This is a genomic window from Cupriavidus sp. 2SB (genome assembly GCF_005503625.1).
Classification (GTDB): domain Bacteria; phylum Pseudomonadota; class Gammaproteobacteria; order Burkholderiales; family Burkholderiaceae; genus Cupriavidus.
This window is the reverse complement of sequence record NZ_SCMX01000002.1, coordinates 51,702-70,515: the sequence shown is the minus strand read 5'-3', so window position 1 is coordinate 70,515 and position 18,814 is coordinate 51,702. Positions and strand designations below refer to the sequence as shown.

The 18,814-nt window shown below is 63.5% G+C and carries 16 protein-coding genes and 1 tRNA gene; 12 read left to right on the top strand and 5 right to left on the bottom strand.

Annotated elements, in window-relative coordinates; all coding sequences use genetic code 11:
• The first annotated feature begins 298 nt into the window (after positions 1 to 298).
• The 12 genes from FFS21_RS01345 (at position 299) to FFS21_RS01290 (ending at position 14,604) form a co-directional block, all read left to right on the top strand.
• Positions 299 to 3,100 carry a motility hub landmark protein FimV gene (locus tag FFS21_RS01345; protein ID WP_137923135.1) on the top strand — a complete coding sequence of 934 codons (2,802 nt, stop codon included), beginning with the start codon at positions 299 to 301 and terminating at the stop codon, positions 3,098 to 3,100.
• A gap of 168 nt (positions 3,101 to 3,268) precedes the next feature.
• Positions 3,269 to 4,108, top strand: a complete 840-nt coding sequence (truA, locus tag FFS21_RS01340) for a tRNA pseudouridine(38-40) synthase TruA (protein WP_137923134.1) — start codon at positions 3,269 to 3,271, stop codon at positions 4,106 to 4,108.
• Positions 4,098 to 4,808: a phosphoribosylanthranilate isomerase gene (locus FFS21_RS01335; protein WP_137923133.1), complete on the top strand. Its 711-nt coding sequence runs from the start codon at positions 4,098 to 4,100 to the stop codon at positions 4,806 to 4,808. Before truA ends, FFS21_RS01335 begins: the two co-directional genes overlap by 11 nt.
• Before the next feature lie 109 nt (positions 4,809 to 4,917).
• Positions 4,918 to 6,111: a tryptophan synthase subunit beta gene (gene trpB, locus FFS21_RS01330; RefSeq protein ID WP_137923132.1), complete on the top strand. Its 1,194-nt coding sequence runs from the start codon at positions 4,918 to 4,920 to the stop codon at positions 6,109 to 6,111.
• Positions 6,111 to 7,055 carry a DNA-methyltransferase gene (locus FFS21_RS01325; RefSeq protein WP_137923131.1) on the top strand — a complete coding sequence of 315 codons (945 nt, stop codon included), beginning with the start codon at positions 6,111 to 6,113 and terminating at the stop codon, positions 7,053 to 7,055. Before trpB ends, FFS21_RS01325 begins: the two co-directional genes overlap by 1 nt.
• Before the next feature lie 17 nt (positions 7,056 to 7,072).
• Positions 7,073 to 7,870, top strand: a complete 798-nt coding sequence (gene trpA / locus FFS21_RS01320) for a tryptophan synthase subunit alpha (RefSeq protein ID WP_137923130.1) — start codon at positions 7,073 to 7,075, stop codon at positions 7,868 to 7,870.
• A gap of 173 nt (positions 7,871 to 8,043) precedes the next feature.
• Positions 8,044 to 8,916 carry an acetyl-CoA carboxylase, carboxyltransferase subunit beta gene (gene accD, locus FFS21_RS01315; protein WP_137923129.1) on the top strand — a complete coding sequence of 291 codons (873 nt, stop codon included), beginning with the start codon at positions 8,044 to 8,046 and terminating at the stop codon, positions 8,914 to 8,916.
• A gap of 79 nt (positions 8,917 to 8,995) precedes the next feature.
• Entirely contained in the window at positions 8,996 to 10,306 is a 1,311-nt protein-coding gene (gene folC / locus FFS21_RS01310) for a bifunctional tetrahydrofolate synthase/dihydrofolate synthase (RefSeq protein ID WP_137923128.1), read from the top strand.
• 70 nt (positions 10,307 to 10,376) lie between these two features.
• Entirely contained in the window at positions 10,377 to 11,108 is a 732-nt protein-coding gene (locus FFS21_RS01305; RefSeq protein ID WP_137923127.1) for an SPOR domain-containing protein, read from the top strand.
• An 84-nt stretch (positions 11,109 to 11,192) separates the two neighbouring features.
• Positions 11,193 to 11,690, top strand: coding sequence for a CvpA family protein (locus FFS21_RS01300; protein ID WP_137923126.1), 498 nt, complete (start codon positions 11,193 to 11,195; stop codon positions 11,688 to 11,690).
• Positions 11,691 to 11,832: 142 nt separating this feature from the next.
• On the top strand, positions 11,833 to 13,359 hold the full coding sequence (purF, locus tag FFS21_RS01295; protein ID WP_137923125.1) for an amidophosphoribosyltransferase: 1,527 nt from the start codon (positions 11,833 to 11,835) through the stop codon (positions 13,357 to 13,359).
• Between the two features lie 36 nt (positions 13,360 to 13,395).
• Entirely contained in the window at positions 13,396 to 14,604 is a 1,209-nt protein-coding gene (locus FFS21_RS01290; protein WP_137923124.1) for an O-succinylhomoserine sulfhydrylase, read from the top strand.
• Between the two features lie 173 nt (positions 14,605 to 14,777).
• Here FFS21_RS01290 and FFS21_RS01285 read toward each other — a convergent pair whose 3' ends face one another.
• The 5 genes from FFS21_RS01285 to FFS21_RS01265 form a co-directional block, all read right to left on the bottom strand.
• Complete coding sequence (locus FFS21_RS01285; RefSeq protein ID WP_283205131.1) at positions 14,778 to 15,629, bottom strand: ABC transporter permease; 852 nt, start codon at positions 15,627 to 15,629, stop codon at positions 14,778 to 14,780.
• Between the two features lie 33 nt (positions 15,630 to 15,662).
• A complete protein-coding gene (nodI, locus tag FFS21_RS01280; protein ID WP_137923123.1) occupies positions 15,663 to 16,607 on the bottom strand; it encodes a nodulation factor ABC transporter ATP-binding protein NodI in 945 nt (314 codons plus the stop codon).
• Positions 16,608 to 16,736: 129 nt separating this feature from the next.
• Positions 16,737 to 16,949, bottom strand: coding sequence for a 30S ribosomal protein S21 (gene rpsU / locus FFS21_RS01275; RefSeq protein ID WP_008648415.1), 213 nt, complete (start codon positions 16,947 to 16,949; stop codon positions 16,737 to 16,739).
• Between the two features lie 437 nt (positions 16,950 to 17,386).
• Positions 17,387 to 17,462: transfer RNA gene (locus tag FFS21_RS01270), tRNA-Asn, on the bottom strand.
• 243 nt (positions 17,463 to 17,705) lie between these two features.
• Positions 17,706 to 18,809 carry an NAD(P)/FAD-dependent oxidoreductase gene (locus FFS21_RS01265; protein ID WP_137923122.1) on the bottom strand — a complete coding sequence of 368 codons (1,104 nt, stop codon included), beginning with the start codon at positions 18,807 to 18,809 and terminating at the stop codon, positions 17,706 to 17,708.
• Positions 18,810 to 18,814: the final 5 nt, after the last annotated feature.

The following is an 18,814-nucleotide window of genomic DNA, read 5'->3' as shown; positions in this document are numbered from 1 at the left end:
ACAGAATCTGTCGCTTTGCCAGCAACGCCGCGCCCCAGCGCGGCGTTGTCGCATCTGGAGACCTTTTTTCGGCAGGCTTGGTTCACAATACAGCCGGCATGCGCTTGGCTACGGGGTCGTCGTCACCCTGCGTCCGGAGAGGTTTCCGGTTGCGCCGGGAGGCGGTATGGACGAGAGGCAGGGCAGGGACGAAGTCCGACAAAATATCGGAACTCCGTGCTGCACCGGCATCCGTCTGCCAGCCAGCCATTTTGGGGTCGGGTTACTTTATCGCTACTAAAAAATAATGGAGCACAAGGTGAGTGTGAGCCTACATCGCCGGAAAGATGCGCCTACTGTCCGTCAGCGCTGGTCAACGCTGGCCGTCACGGCATTCGGTTTGCTGCTTGCGCAGCCTGCCGCCTATGCTGCGGGGTTCGGGCAATTGCGGGTCCAATCCAATCTGGGTCAGCCGCTCCAGGCTGAAATCGATATCACCGGCGTCACGGCCGAGGAAGCCGACGGCCTGGCCGTCAAGCTGGCCCCGCCGTCCGCCTATACGCGTGCGGGGCTGACGTACCTGCCGGCGATCTCGGGTGTGAAGCTCGACATCCAGCGGCGTGCGAACGGCACCTACGTTGCCACCGTCCGCTCCAGCCAGCCACTCAGCGAGCCGTTTGTCGACATCCTTGTCGACATGACATGGTCCAGCGGTAAGGTCACGCGAGCCTACACGTTCTTGCTCGACCCGGCTGGCGCCAAGCCTTCCAACCAGGCCTTCGCGCCCACCACGGTCGTCCAGGCTGCCACGCCTGATGCATCGCCGGCCGCCGCGCCGACGCAGGCGCCGGCACCTGTTGCCGCTGCACCCACACCCGCCCCGTCCGCACAGATCCAGCGTCCGACGCCGACCCGCCAGCCGAACCGCGCCGCTGCGCCGGCTGCCGAAGGCACCACGGCCAGCACTGCCAACGGCCAGTACACCGTCCAGCGCGGTGACACGCTCTACACGATCGCCGGCGATGCCGCGCAAGGCCAGGATGCCGTGTCGCTAGAGCAGATGCTGCTCGCGCTGTATCGCAACAATCCCAATGCCTTCATCGGCGGCAATATCAACCGGATCAAGTCCGGTGCCGTGCTGAAGGTGCCGAGCACCCAGCAGGCGCAGTCGGTCAGCCCCAGGGAGGCCCGCCGCGAAGTGGTCGCTCGCACGCAGGGCTTCGACAGCTATCGCAGCCGCCTGGCCGCTGCTGCCGCCGCCAAGTCGGTGGATGCCGGTTCGGGCCGCCAGCAATCGGGCAATGTCACGGCACGCGTGCAGGACACGACGGTGCCCGACGCCGGACAGCGCGATGAGCTGAAGCTGTCGAAGGCCGACAAGGGCGCCCAGGCCAAGGCGCAAGCCCAGGCCGAGGCCGACGTGGCAACGCAGCGCAAGCTGAAGGAAGCCGAGTCGCGCGTGACGGAGCTGGAGAAGAATATCTCCGACATGCAGCGCTTGATGGAGCTGAAGAATGCGGAGATCGCCAAGCTGAACCAGGCGAACCAGGCCGCGAAGGCAGCTACTCCGGCAACTCCGGCCGCCGCGCCGAAGGTTGCCGAGACCGCCGCCGCCCCGGCGCCGACCGTCGTAGCACCGGAACCGGCCAAGCCGGCCGAGGCCACCAGCACGGCCACGCCGGAGCCGGCGCCTGCTGCTACCGCTGCGGTTGCCGCGGCATCTGCTCCGCAAGCGACTGCCGCTTCCGTTCCGCAGGCTGCAACTGCTTCGGCGCCGCAAGCCGCAGTCCCGGCTTCGGCACCTGTCGCAGCCAAGAAGAAGCCGCCTGTTATCCAGCCCGTGCCGGAGCCTTCGTTCGTCGACGAACTGCTCGCCAACCCGATGCTGCTGCCCGGCGCAGGTGTGCTGGTTGCGTTGCTTGGCGGATATGCGTACTATCGCCGCCGCCAGAAGCAGAAGGCGGGCGAGAATACGGGTTTTGGCGACAGCATCCTGTCCCAGGAAAGCACGGTCATGGCCGGCGGGCATTCGCTGTTCGGCACGGCCGGTGGCCAGAGCGTCGATACCTCGCAGCACAGTGTGTTCGGTGCCGACTTCCGCATTGGCAATAATTCGCACGAGGCAACGGAAGTGGATCCGATTGCCGAGGCCGAGGTGTATATCGCCTACGGACGCGACGTGCAGGCCGAAGAGATCCTGCGCGAAGCGTTGCAACAAAGTCCGGAGCGTCAGGCCATTCGCCTGAAGCTGCTGGAGATCTATAACACTCGCCAGGATGTGGAAGGTTTTCGGGTGATTGCAGAAGAAATGTTCACCCAGACGGGCGGGCAAGGTGCGGACTGGCTCCAGGCCGCGGAAATGGGGCGCAAGCTCGATCCCAACACGGCGCTGTATTTGTCTGTCGCGCCTGACACGATCGTGGAAGCCGATACGACCACGCCGGTCGCGGACCAGTGGCGCACGCAGGATCCGGCACAGGCGCAGGGCATGGTTACCGGCGGCATGCCGGATCTGGCGCTGCCGCTCGACGCGTTCCCCGCGCCAGCGGCTGGCGAACCCATCGTGGCGCCGGAATCGGCCGCGCTGGTGTTCGGCCATGATGCGTCGCAACCGGTAGCACGTCTCGACGACATCCTGGATGCGTCCCTGGACGATGCCGATGCGCACGCCGGTGTGCCGCCGCTCGACGCTCCGACGCGCTCGCGTCCGCTCGAGTTCGACATGTCGAGCTTGTCGCTGGACCTGAATCCGGCGAAGTCCGATATGCCGGCCACTCCGGAAGCGGCGTCGATCGGGTTCGATGTGCCGTCGTTGACGGAATCGACGCTGCCGCTGCCCGCGACCACGATGCTCCAGAACGGCCGGCTCGCCGAGCCGATCGACCTGAGCCGTGTGACGTCGGAAGGTCTTGGCGATTCCACGCATGGTGTGTCGGCGAGCACGTTGTCGGCCACTGGCATGGACGGCGGCCGCGACATGCAGATCAAGCTCGATCTGGCGCGCGCCTACATCGAGATCGGCGACAAGGAAGGTGCCCGCGAACTGCTGCAGGAAGTGGTGGACCAGTCGCAGGATCCGCTGCAAACCGAAGCCCGCACGTTGCTGCGCGAGGTAGCCTGAAAGCAGGGTAGGGACGCTGGGCGGCCTGAGGTCAGATCGAAGGATCTGATCCAAAGGTCGGTATGATGCAGGGTTTGCGGCGTGCCGGAGTCATGGCCCGCCTCGGCCCGAAGCGATGCGCCGGAAGCGTCCCTTCCGGCGCATTTTGTTTTTGGGCATCCGATATTCATGAACCGTATCGCCATCGGCCTCCAGTACGACGGATCGGCTTTCTCGGGCTGGCAGTCCCAGCCCCACCGCAATACCGTGCAGGATCATCTGGAAGACGCCATAGAGCGTTTCGCTGGCGTGCGCCTGCTGACCACGGTGGCGGGGCGGACCGACACGGGTGTCCATGCGCTCGGTCAGGTGATCCATCTCGACACCGAACTGAACCGCGACAAGTTCTCGTGGGTGCGCGGGGTCAATGCCTTCTTGCCGCAGTCCATTGCGCTGCAATGGGCGGAGCCGGTCGACGATGGTTTTCACGCGCGTTTCCTGGCCTACGAGCGCATGTATTACTACGCGCTCTACACGGGACCGCACCGGGTGCCGATGATCCACGGCCGGGCGGGCTACCAGATGCTGCCGCCGGGGCAGCGGCTGGACGTGGCGGCGATGCGCGCTGCCGCTGGCTGCCTGATCGGCGAGCACGATTTCTCGGCATTCCGGGCTGCCGAATGCCAGGCCAGGTCGCCGGTCAAGACGATGTACGACGTCACGATCGAGGCCGACGGCAACTGGGTATTTCTGCGCTTTCGAGCCAGTGCCTTCCTGCATCACATGGTGCGCAACCTGATGGGTTGCCTCGTAGCCGTGGGGCGCGGACGTTATCCGGCGGAATGGATGGCTGAGGTGCTGGCAGGCCGCAACCGTCAGAAGGCCGCGCCGACCTTCATGCCGGACGGCCTCTATCTGGTGGACGTCAAGTATCCTGAGCCGTACCAGCTGCCCCGCGCGGACCGCTCGGCCAGCTTCTTCCACGGCGTGTTTCCCGACAATTCCCAAGGACCCGATCATGGCGCCTGATTCCGACCGCGTACCTGCCCGTACGCGCATCAAGATCTGCGGACTGACGCGCGCCGAAGACGTGCGCGCCGCCGTTGACGCGGGCGCCGATGCGATTGGCCTGGTCTTCTACGACAAGAGTCCTCGCCATGTGGATGTGGCGCGCGCGGCGGCGCTGGCCGAGCAGGTGTCCCCATTCGTGACCGTGACCGGCCTGTTCGTCAATGCCGATGCCGAGGAAGTGGCCCATGTGACCGAGCGTGTGCCGTTGACGTTGCTTCAGTTCCACGGCGATGAGACGCCGGAGCAATGCGCCGCCATTGCCCGGCGCTGTCGGCTGCCTTTCGTGCGAGCGGCCCGTGTTCGGCAGGGCCTCGATTTGGTAGAATTCGCCGATCTGTACCGTGACGCTGCCGGCCTGTTGCTCGACGCCTTCGTCGAAGGCTATGGCGGTGGCGGCCACGTCTTCGACTGGACCCTGATTCCTGCTCAATGGCTTCCGCCCGATCCTGCTATCCCACCCGCCAGCGACGCTCCTCGCATCGTTTTGAGTGGTGGGTTGAACGCGCAAAACGTCGCTGGCGCGATTGAACGCGTGTGCCCCTATGCCGTGGATGTCAGCAGCGGCGTGGAGGCGTCCAAGGGTGTGAAGGACCACGCCCGCATTGCCGCATTCGTGCGCGCCGTGCGACTGGCGGATGCAGGGCAGGCCGGTAGCTGATTCGCTTGCCGATTGGCTGCCTCCCTCCCTTCGCCACACCGGCCGCCCGATTCCCGTTTTCCGCACTCCGCCGCCAAGACCGCGCGGAGCGCCACCTGAGAGCCTGGACATGTACGACCTGCCCGATCAACGCGGCCACTTCGGCCCCTATGGCGGTACCTTTGTTTCCGAAACGCTGGTCCACGCACTGGACGAACTGCGCGATGCCTATGCGCACTTCCAGAAGGACCCGGAGTTCGATGCCGAATACCGGCGCGAACTGAAGCACTTTGTTGGCCGGCCTTCGCCGATCTATCACGCACAACGCTGGAGCGAGACGCTCGGCGGCGCGCAGATCTACTTCAAGCGCGAAGACCTGAATCACACCGGCGCGCACAAGATCAACAACGTGATCGGCCAGGCGCTGCTGGCCAAGCGCATGGGCAAGAAGCGCGTGATTGCCGAAACCGGCGCCGGCCAGCACGGCGTGGCCACGGCCACGATTGCCGCGCGATTCGGCATGGAGTGCGTGGTGTACATGGGCTCCGAGGATGTACGTCGCCAGGCGGCCAACGTCTACCGCATGAAGCTGCTCGGCGCCACCGTGGTACCCGTCGAGAGCGGCTCGAAGACGCTCAAGGACGCCCTCAACGAAGCCATGCGCGACTGGGTGACCAACGTGGAAACCACGTTCTACATCATTGGCACCGTGGCGGGTCCGCACCCGTACCCGATGATGGTCCGCGACTTCCAGTGCGTGATCGGCGAAGAGTCCAAAGTCCAGATGCCCGAGCTGACCGGCCGTCAGCCCGACGCCGTGATCGCGTGCGTGGGCGGCGGCTCGAATGCGATGGGGATTTTCTACCCGTATATCGATCACAAGGACGTGGAACTGATCGGCGTGGAAGCGGCCGGCGATGGCCTGGAGACGGGTCGCCATGCGGCGTCGCTCACTGGCGGCTCGCCGGGCGTGCTGCACGGTAACCGCACCTACCTGCTGCAGGACGAGAACGGCCAGATCATCGAGACGCATTCGGTCTCGGCCGGCCTGGACTATCCAGGCGTAGGTCCCGAGCACGCATGGCTCAAGGACCTGGGCCGCGCGCAGTATGTGCCGATCACCGATGAAGAGGCGCTGCGCGCCTTCCACGATTGCTGCCGCATCGAAGGCATCATCCCGGCGCTGGAATCGAGCCATGCCATCGCCTATGCCTGCAAGCTGGCGCCGACGTTGCCGAAGGACAAGCTGCTGCTCGTGAACCTCTCCGGTCGGGGCGACAAGGACATGCATACCGTGGCCGAACGTGGAGGCTTGAAGCTGTAATGCGCGCGCTGCCCCCTGACTCGACTGCATCCCAGGCAGAAACGGGCGGCGCCGCGGCGCCGTTCGATATTCTCGATACCGAGGCCGTGCGTCTCTATCAGGAAGACGCGCTCGACGGCATCCAGCGGATCGCCGACGGCTCGGTGGACCTGATCGTCGCCGATCCGCCCTATGGACTGGGCAAGGACTACGGCAACGACTCGGACCTGCTGTCTGGTGATGCCTACCTGGAATGGTCCGAGCGCTGGATGGACGCGATCATTCCGAAGCTGGCCCCGCGCGGCACGCTGTACCTGTTCTGCACCTGGCAATACTCGCCTGAACTGTTCGTGATGCTCAAGAAGCGTCTGACGATGATCAACGAGATCATCTGGGATCGCCGCGTGCCGAGCATGGGCGGCACCACGCGCAAGTTTTCGTCGGTGCACGACAACATTGGTTTCTTCGCTCGCCAGCGCGACTATTACTTCGATCTCGATCCGGTGCGTATTCCTTACGATGCCGAGACCAAGAAGGCGCGCAGCCGTCCGCGCTTCGAAGGCAAGAAGTGGCTGGAAGTGGGCTACAACCCCAAGGATCTCTGGAGCGTGCCGCGTATCCACCGGCAGGACCCCGAGCGCGCCGATCACCCCACGCAGAAGCCGTTAGAGATTGTCGAGCGCATGGTGCTGTCGAGCTGCCCGCCCGGTGGTGTTGTGCTGGACCCGTTCACGGGTAGCGGCACCACGGCCGTGGCGTGTGTGCGCCATGGCCGGCGTTTTGTCGGTTTCGAGATGAATCCGCAATATGCCGGGCTGGTGCGTGACCGCGTGACGGCCGCGCAGCCTGTGTATGCGCAGATTCGCCCCGATAGCGAAGCTGCCGCATCCGCCGAAACTTCCGACCTGACCCCGGACGCTGCCAACGACGAAGCCGATGCTTCGCCGGTGCAGCGCCTCATCTGACGCCGATGGCCACAGACATGTCCCGTATCCAGACGACTTTCGCGGCACTGGCCGCGCAGAACAAGAAGGGCCTGATTCCGTTTATCACGGCGGGCGACCCCGAACCCGGCCTGACCGTAGCGCTGATGCACGCGCTGGTGGAAGGTGGCGCCGATGTGATCGAACTCGGCGTACCGTTCTCGGACCCGATGGCCGACGGTCCTGTGATCCAGCGTGCGTCGGAACGCGCGCTGGCACAGGGCGTGTCGCTCAAGCACGTGCTGGAGTGGGTAGCCGAGTTCCGCAAGACCGACAATGCCACGCCCGTGGTCCTGATGGGCTATGCCAACCCGATCGAACGCATGGGCGAGGAGACCTTTGCCCGCGCCGCTGCCGCAGCGGGTGTGGACGGTGTGCTCGTGGTGGACTATCCCCCCGAGGAGTGCGAGTCGTTCGCCGGACTGATGCGCGAGCACAGCATGGACCCGATTTTCCTGCTTGCGCCAACCTCTACCGACGATCGCATCGCTGCCGTGGCGAAGGTGGCCAGCGGCTATCTTTACTATGTGTCGCTGAAGGGCGTGACCGGTTCGGCCACGCTCGACCTCGACAGCGTGGCAGCGCGTCTGCCGCTGATCAAGCAGCACGCCAACCTGCCGGTCGGTGTCGGTTTCGGCATTCGCGATGCGCAGACCGCTCGCGCTATCGGCAGCGTGGCAGACGCCGTAGTGATCGGTAGTCGCCTGGTTCAACTGCTCGAAGATGCACCGCGCGATCAGGCCGTAGCGGCGCTGCGTACGTTCATCGGCGGCATCCGCGAGGCACTGGACGCCTGAAAACGTGTCCAACACCCCATGAATCGGTGAAAAATCACGCTCCAATTGTGTCTTTCAATGCACAATTGGCGCGTTTTGCTTCGATCCGACTGTCCGGGCATGGTAAATTCGCGGCCTGATTCCCTGCCGCCGCAGTGTGACAAGCGTGCGGCAGCTATCCGAAAGGAGCTTTCATGAGCTGGTTGGATAAACTCCTCCCTCCCAAGATTCAACAGACCGACCCCTCCACCCGCAAGGGCATTCCGGAAGGGCTGTGGGTCAAGTGCCCGTCGTGCGAGTCCACGCTGTACCGCACGGACGTCGAGGCCAATCTGCACGTCTGCCCGAAGTGCGACCACCATATGCGCATCCGCTCGCGCGAGCGGCTGGACAAGCTGCTGGACGCCGAGGGCCGCTATGAAATCGGCCAGGAAATCGTGCCGGTCGACGCGCTGAAGTTCAAGGACACGAAGAAGTACCCGGACCGCATCAAGGCCGCCATGGAAGACACTGGCGAGACCGATGCGATGGTGGTCATGGGTGGTGCGATCCACACGATTCCCGTGGTCGTGAGCTGCTTCGAATTCGAATTCATGGGCGGTTCGATGGGTTCGGTAGTGGGCGAACGCTTCGCGCGCGGCGCTCAGGCGGCGCTCGAGCAGAAGGTGCCGTTCATCTGCATTACCGCCACGGGCGGTGCGCGTATGCAGGAGAGCCTGCTGTCGCTGATGCAGATGGCCAAGACCACGGCCATGCTGAATCAGCTGTCGAACGCCAAGCTGCCGTTCATCAGCGTGCTGACCGATCCGACGATGGGTGGCGTGTCCGCCTCGTTCGCCTTCCTGGGCGATGTGGTGATTGCCGAACCGAAGGCGCTGATCGGCTTTGCCGGCCCGCGCGTGATCGAGCAGACCGTGCGCGAGAAGCTGCCGGAAGGCTTCCAGCGCGCCGAGTTCCTGCTGCAGAAGGGCGCCATCGACATGATTGTCGACCGCCGCCGCCTGCGCGCGGAACTGGCGCAACTGCTGGCACTGCTGCAGAAGCAGCCGGCCGACGCGGTAGCCTGACGCGGTAGCGTGATTTGCAGGACAATGGCGCGGGTGCCATCACCCGCGCCATTTTCTTTTTGTGTGTCGTCCATCAGCAATGCCCATCTTCCACACTCTCCCCGACTGGCTGCAACACCTCGAAACCGCCCATCCTGTGGGCATCGACATGGGTTTGACGCGGATTTCGCGCGTCAAGGAGGCGCTGGGCCTGCGCATCGACGCCGTGGTCTTCACGGTGGGCGGCACCAACGGCAAGGGTTCGACCTGCGCGATGCTCGAACGCATCCTGCTGGAAGCCGGCTACAAGGTGGGCCTGCATACGTCGCCGCACCTGATTTCGTTCAACGAGCGTGCGCGCCTGAATGGCGAGCAGGCCACCGATGCACAACTGCTGCCGCACTTCGAGGCCGTGGAACGCGCCCGGACGAGCTTTGCCGATCCGGTCAGCCTGACGTATTTCGAATTCACGACGCTTGCGATCATCCACATGTTCGCCAACGCTGGCCTCGACGCCATCGTCCTTGAAGTGGGGCTGGGCGGCCGGCTGGATGCCACGAACGTGATCGATACGGATTGCGCGGTGATTACCAGCGTCGACATCGATCACACCGAGTACCTGGGCGACACCCGCGAGAAGATTGGCTACGAGAAGGCGGGCATTTTCCGCCCGAATGTGCCGGCGATCTGTGGCGACCCCGTGCCGCCCCAGTCGATGATCGACCACGCGGAAGCGATCGGCGCCGATCTCTGGCTGGTAGGGCGCGACTTCCGCCATCAGGCCGCGCCGGGGCAGGAGCGCCAGCAGTGGGACTGGACTGGCCGCGAGCGCAAGCTCAATGGTCTCGGCTATCCGGCCTTGCGCGGCGCGAACCAGTTGCTGAATGCGTCGGCGGCGCTGGCAGCGCTGCAGGCCATGCGCCCGCACCTGCCGGTGAGCGCGCAGGAAGTGCGCAATGGCCTGGCATTCGTCGAACTGCCGGGACGATTCCAGGTGATGCCGGGTCGTCCGGCTGTCATCCTCGATGTGGCACATAATCCGCATGCCTCGGCCACGCTGGGCCAGAATCTCGACAACATGGGATTCTTCCGCTACACGTACGCGGTGTTCGGCGCGATGGCGGACAAGGACATTGCCGGGGTATTGCAGCAGGTGGCCGACAAGGTGGATCACTGGTGCATGTGCGACCTGCCCACGCCGCGTGCCGCGAGCGGCGCCGACCTGCGGGCTGCGCTCGACACCACCGGCTTCCACGAAGGTCCCGACAACACGGTAGCGTTGTTCCCTAGCCCGGAATTGGCCTATCGCGATGCCATCGGGAGAGCCACCGAGAATGATAGAATCCTGGTCTTCGGGTCGTTCTACACCGTAGCGGGCGTGCTGGCCTACCGTGCCACGCAGGCCAACTAATTCGCTGACGGCGCTGCCACCCCATCGGCAGCCTGAATGACATCGCACCGAACACCAACATTGGGCATCTATGGGCCTGCTTTCGCTGTTTTCGTCCCGCAAGGGCAATGACCCGGCTCCCGAACGCGGTCGCCGCACACGGGCAGATTCCGGCTCCGGCATCGGTGCATCGCGCCGTACGGCGGACGACTACGCCGACCGGGCCGACGACAGCCTCGACCCCGACTTCCCGCAAAAGCAACGCGCCCGCCGCCGTTTGATCGGCGCCGTGGTGCTGCTGGCCGCGGCGGTCATCGTGCTGCCGATCGTGTTCGAGCACAAGCCGCGCCCGGTCTCCGAAGACGTGGCCGTCAAGGTTGCCAACGGGCAGGGCGGCACGCAGAAGCCGAAGGTCGAGGCGCGCAAGGCTGACCCGCTGCCGCCCCAGGCATCCAGCGGCCGTAACGATGCGGCGCTCGATGCCGGCGAGGAAATCGTCAATGCACCTGCACCTGCCGCTGACAAGGGCAAGGCCGATGCCAAGGTTGCAGAGGCCAAGCCGACGGACAAACCTGCTGCCAGCGCCAATGCCAACACCAAGTACCTGATTTTGATCGGCGCGTTCTCGTCGGAAGAGCGTGCGCGCGGCTGGTTGGCCAAGCTCAAGGAGAGCAAGGTGCCGGCCTACGTGGAAAAGAAGACCCTCTCCGATGGGGATCGCATCCTGCTGCGTGCCGGCCCGTTCAATAGCCGCGATGCCGTGGATGCAGCTGACAAGAAAGTACGTGCCATCGGGCTGACCTCGAAAGTGGTCGAGCAATAACACGGTGGAGCGGAGCGATTTGCGAAGCCTTGCCGTTGCAGGGCCGCGGACCGCCCCCATCTGACAGGGATCGAAGTCCGACGCATGGCATTTACTTTTTTCGACTATGGGGTGGCTTTTATCCTCGTGGCATCGGCATTGATTGGCGTGTTGCGGGGCCTCGTACGCGAGGTGCTGGCGCTGGTGGGCTGGGTAGTGGCCTTCGTGCTGGCCTACCATTTCGGTGGAATGGCCGCGCAATGGATGCCGGAATCGTTGCCGGGTGGCGCGCTGACGCGCAGTGCGCTGGGATTTCTGGCGGTGTTTTTCGGCACGTGGATCGTGGCGGCATTGGCAGGGGCCATCCTGGGCCAGTTACTGGAGACCACAGGCCTGAAACCTGCGGATCGCGGCTTGGGGTTTGTGTTTGGATTGGCGCGCGGCGCGCTGATCGTCATGCTTGTGGTCGTGGTCGCCGGACTGACGAAGCTGCCCGAGGAGCCGTTCTGGCGCGATGCGCTATCTCGGCCCTACGTCGTGCAGGCCATGAACGAGTTGCGGCAATGGCTGCCGCCCGACCTGGCGAAGTATGTGAAGACCTGAGATTGAAGGTCGGAAGTTGAAAACCTGATCAAGACGCGGGCGCCCGGACTTCGGCGCGCGCGCGGTGTAGTACCAACGCAGTTCCGTCGCGTACATGACGGAATCGCGCCCCTGAATTATTTGCCTTTCCTGGGAGTTCGGCATGTGCGGTATCGTCGGCGTGGTTTCCACCAGCCCTGTCAACCAATTGATCTATGACAGCCTGCTGCTGTTGCAACACCGCGGACAGGATGCAGCCGGCATCGCCACGGCCAATGGCAGCACCTTCCACATGCACAAGGCCAACGGCCTCGTGCGCGATGTGTTCCGCACGCGCAATATGCGCGGCCTGCCGGGCACTTCGGGCATCGGGCAGGTTCGCTACCCGACCGCCGGCTCCTCCAGCGAGGAAGAAGCCCAGCCGTTCTACGTGAATGCGCCGTACGGCATCATGCTGGCCCACAACGGCAACCTGACCAATTCGGAACAGCTTCGCGAGGAAATGTTCCGCCGCGACCGTCGCCACATCAACACGCATTCGGACTCCGAAGTGCTGCTGAACGTGCTGGCCGACGAGCTGCAACGGGCCAGCGGCGGCAAGGCGCTGGACCCGGAGATGATCTTCACGGCTGTGGCCGGTCTGCACCGCCGCGTGAAGGGCGCCTATGCGATCACGGCACAGATCTCGGGTTACGGCTTGCTGGCCGTGCGCGACCCCTTCGGCATCCGTCCGCTGTGCATCGGCAGCATGGATACCCCGACGGGCAAGGAATACCTGGTGGTGTCGGAGTCGGTAGCCCTGGAAGGCATGGGCTACACGATGGACCGTGATGTGGCCCCGGGCGAGGCGCTGTTCATCGACCTCGACGGCAAGCTGCACAGCAAGCAATGCGCCGAGAATCCGCAGTTGACGCCTTGCATCTTCGAATATGTCTACCTGGCCCGTCCGGATTCGTGCATCGACGGCGTGCCCGTCTACGATGCGCGCATGCGCATGGGTGACTATCTGGCCGAGAAGATCCGCCGCGAAGTGCCGGCAGGCGACATCGATGTGGTCATGCCGATTCCCGATTCGAGCCGTCCGGCCGCCATGCAGGTAGCCAATGCACTGGGCGTGCCGTACCGCGAGGGTTTCTTCAAGAATCGCTACGTTGGCCGTACCTTCATCATGCCGGGGCAAGCGGTGCGCAAGAAGTCGGTGCGCCAGAAGCTCAACGCGATGGGCGTGGAGTTCAAGGGCAAGAACGTGCTGATCGTCGATGACTCGATCGTGCGCGGTACGACGTCGTTCGAGATCGTGCAGATGGCACGCGACGCCGGCGCCAAGAAGGTGATCTTTGCCTCGGCTGCGCCGCCGGTGAAGTTCCCGAACGTGTATGGCATCGACATGCCGACGCGCAGCGAGCTGGTGGCCCATGGCCGCACCGACGAGGAAGTGGCCAAGATGATCGGCGCCGACCAGCTTGTCTATCAGGATGTGGAAGCGCTGAAGCAGGCTCTGCGCGATATCAACCCGAACCTGCGTGACTTCGATGCCTCGTGCTTCGATGGCAAGTACGTGACGGGGGATATCGACGAGGCTTACCTCGATCGCCTGGAGGCTTCGCGCACGACGGCAGACCGTGAAGGCCCGAGCGGTGAAACCGAGCGTTCGCAGCTTCACCTGCAGCGTTCGAGCAACAACGAATAACAACCAGAACAACCAACATTGGGTAGTGATTGCAGCATGAGCGAACCGTTCCAACCCGAGTCCTACGGCATCGACACCCTCGGCGTGCGCGCCGGCACCCTGCGTTCCAGCGATTTCATGGAGCATTCCGAGGCGATGTACCTGACCTCGAGCTTCTGTTTCGACAACGCCGCCCAGGCGGCCGAGCGGTTCGCGAACTCGGAAGAGGCGTACACGTATTCGCGCTTCACGAATCCGACGGTGTCGATGTTCCAGTCGCGGCTGGCCGCGCTGGAAGGCGCCGAGGCTTGCATGGCCACGGCATCGGGCATGAGCGCAATCCTGTCGGTGGCGCTGGCGTCGTTGCAGTCGGGTGACCATCTGGTCAGTTCACGATCGATCTTCGGATCGACGATGACGCTGTTCAACACGATCCTCGCCAAGTTCGGCGTGGAGACGACCTATGTGGACAGCAGTGACCTGTCCGCATGGCGTGCGGCAGTCAAGCCCAATACCAAGCTGTTCTTCCTGGAAACGCCGTCGAACCCGCTGACGGAAGTGTCCGATATCGCCGCCATTGGCGATATCGCGCACAACGCCGGCGCGCTGTTCGTGGTGGATAACTGCTTCTGCTCGCCAGCGCTGCAACAGCCGATCAAGTTCGGTGCGGACGTGGTGGTGCATTCGGCCACCAAGCATATCGACGGGCAGGGTCGCGTACTTGGCGGCGCCGTGGTGGGCAAGCACGACTACATCATGGGCAAGGTCTTCCCGTTCGTACGGACGGCGGGCCCGACGATGTCAGCGTTCAATGCGTGGGTCATGCTCAAGGGCATGGAGACGCTGGCCATCCGCATGGAGCGCCATTCGCAGAGCGCGCTGGAGATTGCCAGTTTCCTTGAGTCGCATCCGGCCGTGAACCGCGTGTTCCATCCGGCGCTGAAGTCGCACCCGCAGTACGAGATCGCCCAACGCCAGCAGAGCGGCGGTGGCGCGATTGTTTCATTCGAACTGAAGGGCGATACGCCGGAGCAGATGCGCGCGAATGCCTGGCGAGTGATCGACAGCACGAAGCTGTGCTCGATCACCGGCAACCTGGGCGACACGCGCACGACGATCACGCATCCGTACACCACCACGCATGGTCGCGTGGCACCCGAGGTCAAGGCTGCCGCGGGGATCAGCGAAGGGCTGATCCGTCTGGCGGTGGGGCTGGAGACGGTGGGTGATCTGAAGGCGGATCTGCTGCGGGGGCTGGGGCAGTAACAGCGCTCCCCCTGCCACGGGTTTTCTCCCCTCTCCCTATGGGAGAGGGGCGGGGGAGAGGGCTGGAGGTTCTGCTTGCCGAAATCGTCGCAACTTGAACCGCTGACCCTCACCCCCAACCCCTCTCCCGCTGCGCGGGAGAGGGGAGCCGGCTTCCGGCAAGTATCAAACACTCACCGCAACATCCTCCTCCGTAGCAGCACCAGCGCCGCCACCAGCGCCACCACCGCATAGATCGCCAGCACCACGACGTGCAGCGCGGCGTTTTCCACGGGCCTTCCCAGCATCAACGGACGAATCAGTGCCACGGCATGTGCGAGCGGCAGGACTTGTGTCGCCTTCTGCGCGCCTTCTGGCAGTTGCTCCAGTGGGAAGAACACGCCGGAGAGCAGCAGCATCGGCGTCATGACCAGCGTCTGGTAGAACATGAAGAAGTCGTAGCTCGGGGCAAGGGCCGTCACAATCATCGCCAGGCTCGCGAACGTGATGCCGGCCAGGACGATGACCGGCAGGGCCGCCAGTGCGCTCGGGAACTGCGCGTAGCCCAGCACGCCTGCCACCAGCATGATGGCCGATCCTGATAACACCGCCTTGCTCGCCGCCCAGAGTATTTCGCCCAGGACCACGTCACCGAGCGTCAGGGGCGCATGCATGATGGCTTCCCAGGTGCGCTGGACATGCATGCGCGAAAATGCCGAATACATCGACTCGAAGCTCGCGGACATCATCACGCTCGATGCCGTGGTGCCGGCCGCCAGGAAGGCAATATACGAGACCCCGTTGACCTGCCCGACCAGCAGCCCAAGGCCCAGCCCCAGTCCGAACAGGTAGATCATTGGGTCGGCCAGGTTGCCGATCATCGACGGGATGGCCAGCTTTTTCCAGACCATGTAGTTGCGATACCAGACCATCATCCAGTTGCGCATATTGCGCGGCAGCAGGGGCTGGGGATAGTGTTGGCGAGCAGGTACAGAAGGGGTGCCACCCAGGGCGACGCCGGGACTATGTGGATCGTGTTCGCTCATCTCAATCTCTCGTCGGTCGCATCAACGTTCGCATTAGTCGCGCATTTCCCGGCCGGTCAGCTTAAGGAACACATCCTCGAGGTTGGCTGGCCGATGCAGGTAGCGCACGCCGCCCTTGCCATGGAGCGCGGCCAGAAGCGGATCGGGTTCCCGCACATAGCAGAAGAGTGTCTCGCCGCGCATCTCGGTGCGTTCGGATAGTGGCGTCAGCGTGTGGCGTAGCGGCTCCAACTCGTCGCCGTAGATTTCCACGACATCGCACCCGATTTCTCGGTCGATCAGCTCGTGCGGCTTGCCTTCGGCAATCTTGCGCCCGGCGTCGATCACGCAAAGGTGGTCGCAGAGCCTCTCCGCCTCTTCCATGAAGTGCGTGGTCAGAAGGATCGTCTTTCCCGCTGCCAGCAGGGAACGAAGCCGCTCCCAGATCAGGTGCCGGGCCTGCGGGTCCAGGCCGGTGGTGGGTTCGTCCATGACGAGCAGGTCAGGGTCGTTGATCAGCGCACGCGCCACCGTCAGGCGCCTTCGCATGCCGCCGGACAACTCGCGGACCTGGGCATTGGCTTTGCTTTCGAGTCGCGCGAACTCCAGCAGCTTCGGCACGCGCGCAGCAATCTCGGCAGACGAGAGGCCGAAGTAGCGGCCAAAGATCCGCAGGTTCTCGATCACGGAGAAGTCCGGGTCGAGGTTGTCGAACTGCGGCACCACGCCCACGCGCATGCGCGCTTGTGGTGCGCGCTGAGGAATCGGCTCGCCGCAGAGTGTCAGGGTGCCCGAGGCGGGTGTGGTGAGCCCCAGCAGCATGCGCAGCGTGGTGGTCTTGCCGGCGCCGTTGGGGCCAAGCAGTCCGAAGCACTGCCCGGGATGGACCTCGAGGTCGAGGTCGTTGACGACAACGGTGTCGCCGTAGAGTTTGCGCACATTGCGCATCTGCAGAATGGCAGTCAAGGCTAGGGTTCCCCGAAAGCGGTGTTCCGCCATTATGCCGGCCAACGTGTGCCCGATTGTTGGCGCTTCGCATTCACTCCATTCCATCCGGTGGCGGGGCGTGGAGTCTGGGCGAAAAAAAACCGCCAGGTGAACTGGCGGTTTTTTAGGGCAGTGCGCGAATCAGTAGAGCTTCTTCGGCAGCATTTGCATGCGCAGACGCTTGCGCAGGCGAGCCTCGGCAGCCTTCTTCTTGCGCTTGCGCTCGGTCGTCGGCTTTTCGTAGGCGGTGCGGCTCTTCAGTTCCACGATCAGGCCAGTCTGCAGAATGGCGCGACGGAAACGACGCATTGCAACTTCAACGGGCTCGCCCGGTTTCAGAACGATCTTAGTCAATTCAGTCCTTCAGGATGACCGCCACAGGGGCGGGTAGGTTCATAGAGGGGAAACGGTGCCACATCGGGCTCCGGAGCCTTCTGCGACGGTGGTAATCGCACGCGCCGGCTGATGCCGGGGTGCGCCCCCTAGAACAACCTGCCTGTGGACCGAGATCCGTACTGCCAGTGTCAGGGGTGACGGGCCAAATTTTCCTAGCTAGGTAAAAACTTGGTGGACTACCTGTTTCCGTGAATATTGCGCAAGAAATACGCCGGTAACCTTTTACAGGTATACCGGAGGTCAGTCAAGTACATCAGGGCAATCGAGCATTTTACCGCAGAATGCGCGGCAAGGGGGCGGCGTGGGGGGGGGTGTGCGGAGCCTGGTGTGGTTCGACGGCGAACCACAAAGGAAAAAGGCCGATACTTTCGTATCGGCCTTCACCTTGAATTTTTTGGCTCCCCGACCTGGGCTCGAACCAGGGACCTACGGATTAACAGTCCGGCGCTCTACCAACTGAGCTATCGGGGAACAGATGAGAAAGAAATTATAACCAGCTTCTCTTCGTTTCGTCAACAACTTTTTAACGTTTTGTTTTCGTCAGAAGGTTGTCGCTAAAACTCTGGTTTGCTCTGGAACTGGCCTGCAGCAAGCGTTTCCGCCCTTTGCTGCGTTGCCGTGTTCAACAGCGAGGCCGCATTATAGCCAGCTTTTTGATTTGTGCAAACAAAAAAATCGCCCGGAGGCGACTTTTTTGCGATCGACCAAAAACGATCAGTCGAAGACCGGCGATTCCACGCCCAGCACCTTGTGCAGCTTCGGCGAGGTGGTGGTGTATTGCATGTGGATCTTCTTGTCCGGGAAGATGTACGGCGCGGCGCCGAACGCTGCCAGGGCGGCTTCGTGGAAGCCCGACAGGATCAGCTTCTTCTTGCCCGGGTACGTGTTGATGTCGCCCACGGCAAAGATGCCCGGGATGTTCGTTTCGAACTTCTCGGTATCCACCTTGATCTGCTTGCGTTCGAGTTCCAGGCCCCATTCGGCGATCGGACCCAGCTTCGGCGACAAGCCAAAGAAGACCAGCACGTCGTCCACGGGCAGGCGGCGCGTCACGCCGTCACCGCCGGTCACCTTCACTTCGGTGAGAACGCCGTCCTTCTCTTCATAGCCGCCAATCTGGCCGACCAGGAACTGCATTTCCATCTGTTCGCACAGCTCGCGCATCTTGGCCACCGATGCCGGCGCGGCACGGAAACCATCGCGGCGGTGGATCATCACCACCGACTCGGCCTTGCCAACGAGGTCCAGCGTCCAGTCCAGCGCCGAATCGCCACCGCCCACGACAACGAGGTTGCGGCCGTGGAAGCGGCTCGGATCCTTCACGCGGTAGAACAGTTGCTTGCCATCGAACTTGTCGATGCCTTCCACCTTGAGCGTACGCGGCTGGAACGACCCCACGCCGGCAGCGATGAAGATGGTTTTGGTGATGAAGCGCGTGCCGGTCGACGTTTCCACGAAGAAGCGGCCGTCTTCACGGCGCTCCACCACGGCCACTTCCTGGCCCAGGTGGAATGTCGGCGAGAACGGTTCGATCTGCTTGAGCAGGTTGTCGGTCAGTTCCTGGCCGGTGCAGATGGGCACGGCCGGGATGTCGTAGATGGGCTTGTCCGGATACAGCTCCACGCACTGGCCGCCCACTACCTTGAGCGAGTCGATCACGTGGGCCTTGATTTCGAGCAGGCCCAGTTCAAACACCTGGAACAGCCCGACCGGGCCTGCGCCAACGATCAGCGCATCGATTTCCAGCGGCTGGCCACCGGTGTTGCCGCCAGCCTGCTGCGTTGCGTCGGCCACGGGATTAGGAATGCTCAAGTCCATATTCG

Bases quoted from the DNA above. Each gene is read 5' to 3' on its own strand.
- FFS21_RS01285 (WP_283205131.1), bottom strand. From the start codon at position 15,629: ATGAGCGAACACGATCCACATAGTCCCGGCGTCGCCCTGGGTGGCACC.
- FFS21_RS01300 (WP_137923126.1), top strand. From the start codon at position 11,193: ATGGCATTTACTTTTTTCGACTATGGGGTGGCTTTTATCCTCGTGGCA.
- truA (WP_137923134.1), top strand. From the start codon at position 3,269: ATGAACCGTATCGCCATCGGCCTCCAGTACGACGGATCGGCTTTCTCG.
- FFS21_RS01335 (WP_137923133.1), top strand. From the start codon at position 4,098: ATGGCGCCTGATTCCGACCGCGTACCTGCCCGTACGCGCATCAAGATC.
- purF (WP_137923125.1), top strand. From the start codon at position 11,833: ATGTGCGGTATCGTCGGCGTGGTTTCCACCAGCCCTGTCAACCAATTG.
- FFS21_RS01305 (WP_137923127.1), top strand. From the start codon at position 10,377: ATGGGCCTGCTTTCGCTGTTTTCGTCCCGCAAGGGCAATGACCCGGCT.
- accD (WP_137923129.1), top strand. From the start codon at position 8,044: ATGAGCTGGTTGGATAAACTCCTCCCTCCCAAGATTCAACAGACCGAC.
- trpA (WP_137923130.1), top strand. From the start codon at position 7,073: ATGTCCCGTATCCAGACGACTTTCGCGGCACTGGCCGCGCAGAACAAG.
- FFS21_RS01325 (WP_137923131.1), top strand. From the start codon at position 6,111: ATGCGCGCGCTGCCCCCTGACTCGACTGCATCCCAGGCAGAAACGGGC.
- FFS21_RS01290 (WP_137923124.1), top strand. From the start codon at position 13,396: ATGAGCGAACCGTTCCAACCCGAGTCCTACGGCATCGACACCCTCGGC.
- trpB (WP_137923132.1), top strand. From the start codon at position 4,918: ATGTACGACCTGCCCGATCAACGCGGCCACTTCGGCCCCTATGGCGGT.
- folC (WP_137923128.1), top strand. From the start codon at position 8,996: ATGCCCATCTTCCACACTCTCCCCGACTGGCTGCAACACCTCGAAACC.
- nodI (WP_137923123.1), bottom strand. From the start codon at position 16,607: ATGGCGGAACACCGCTTTCGGGGAACCCTAGCCTTGACTGCCATTCTG.
- FFS21_RS01265 (WP_137923122.1), bottom strand. From the start codon at position 18,809: ATGGACTTGAGCATTCCTAATCCCGTGGCCGACGCAACGCAGCAGGCT.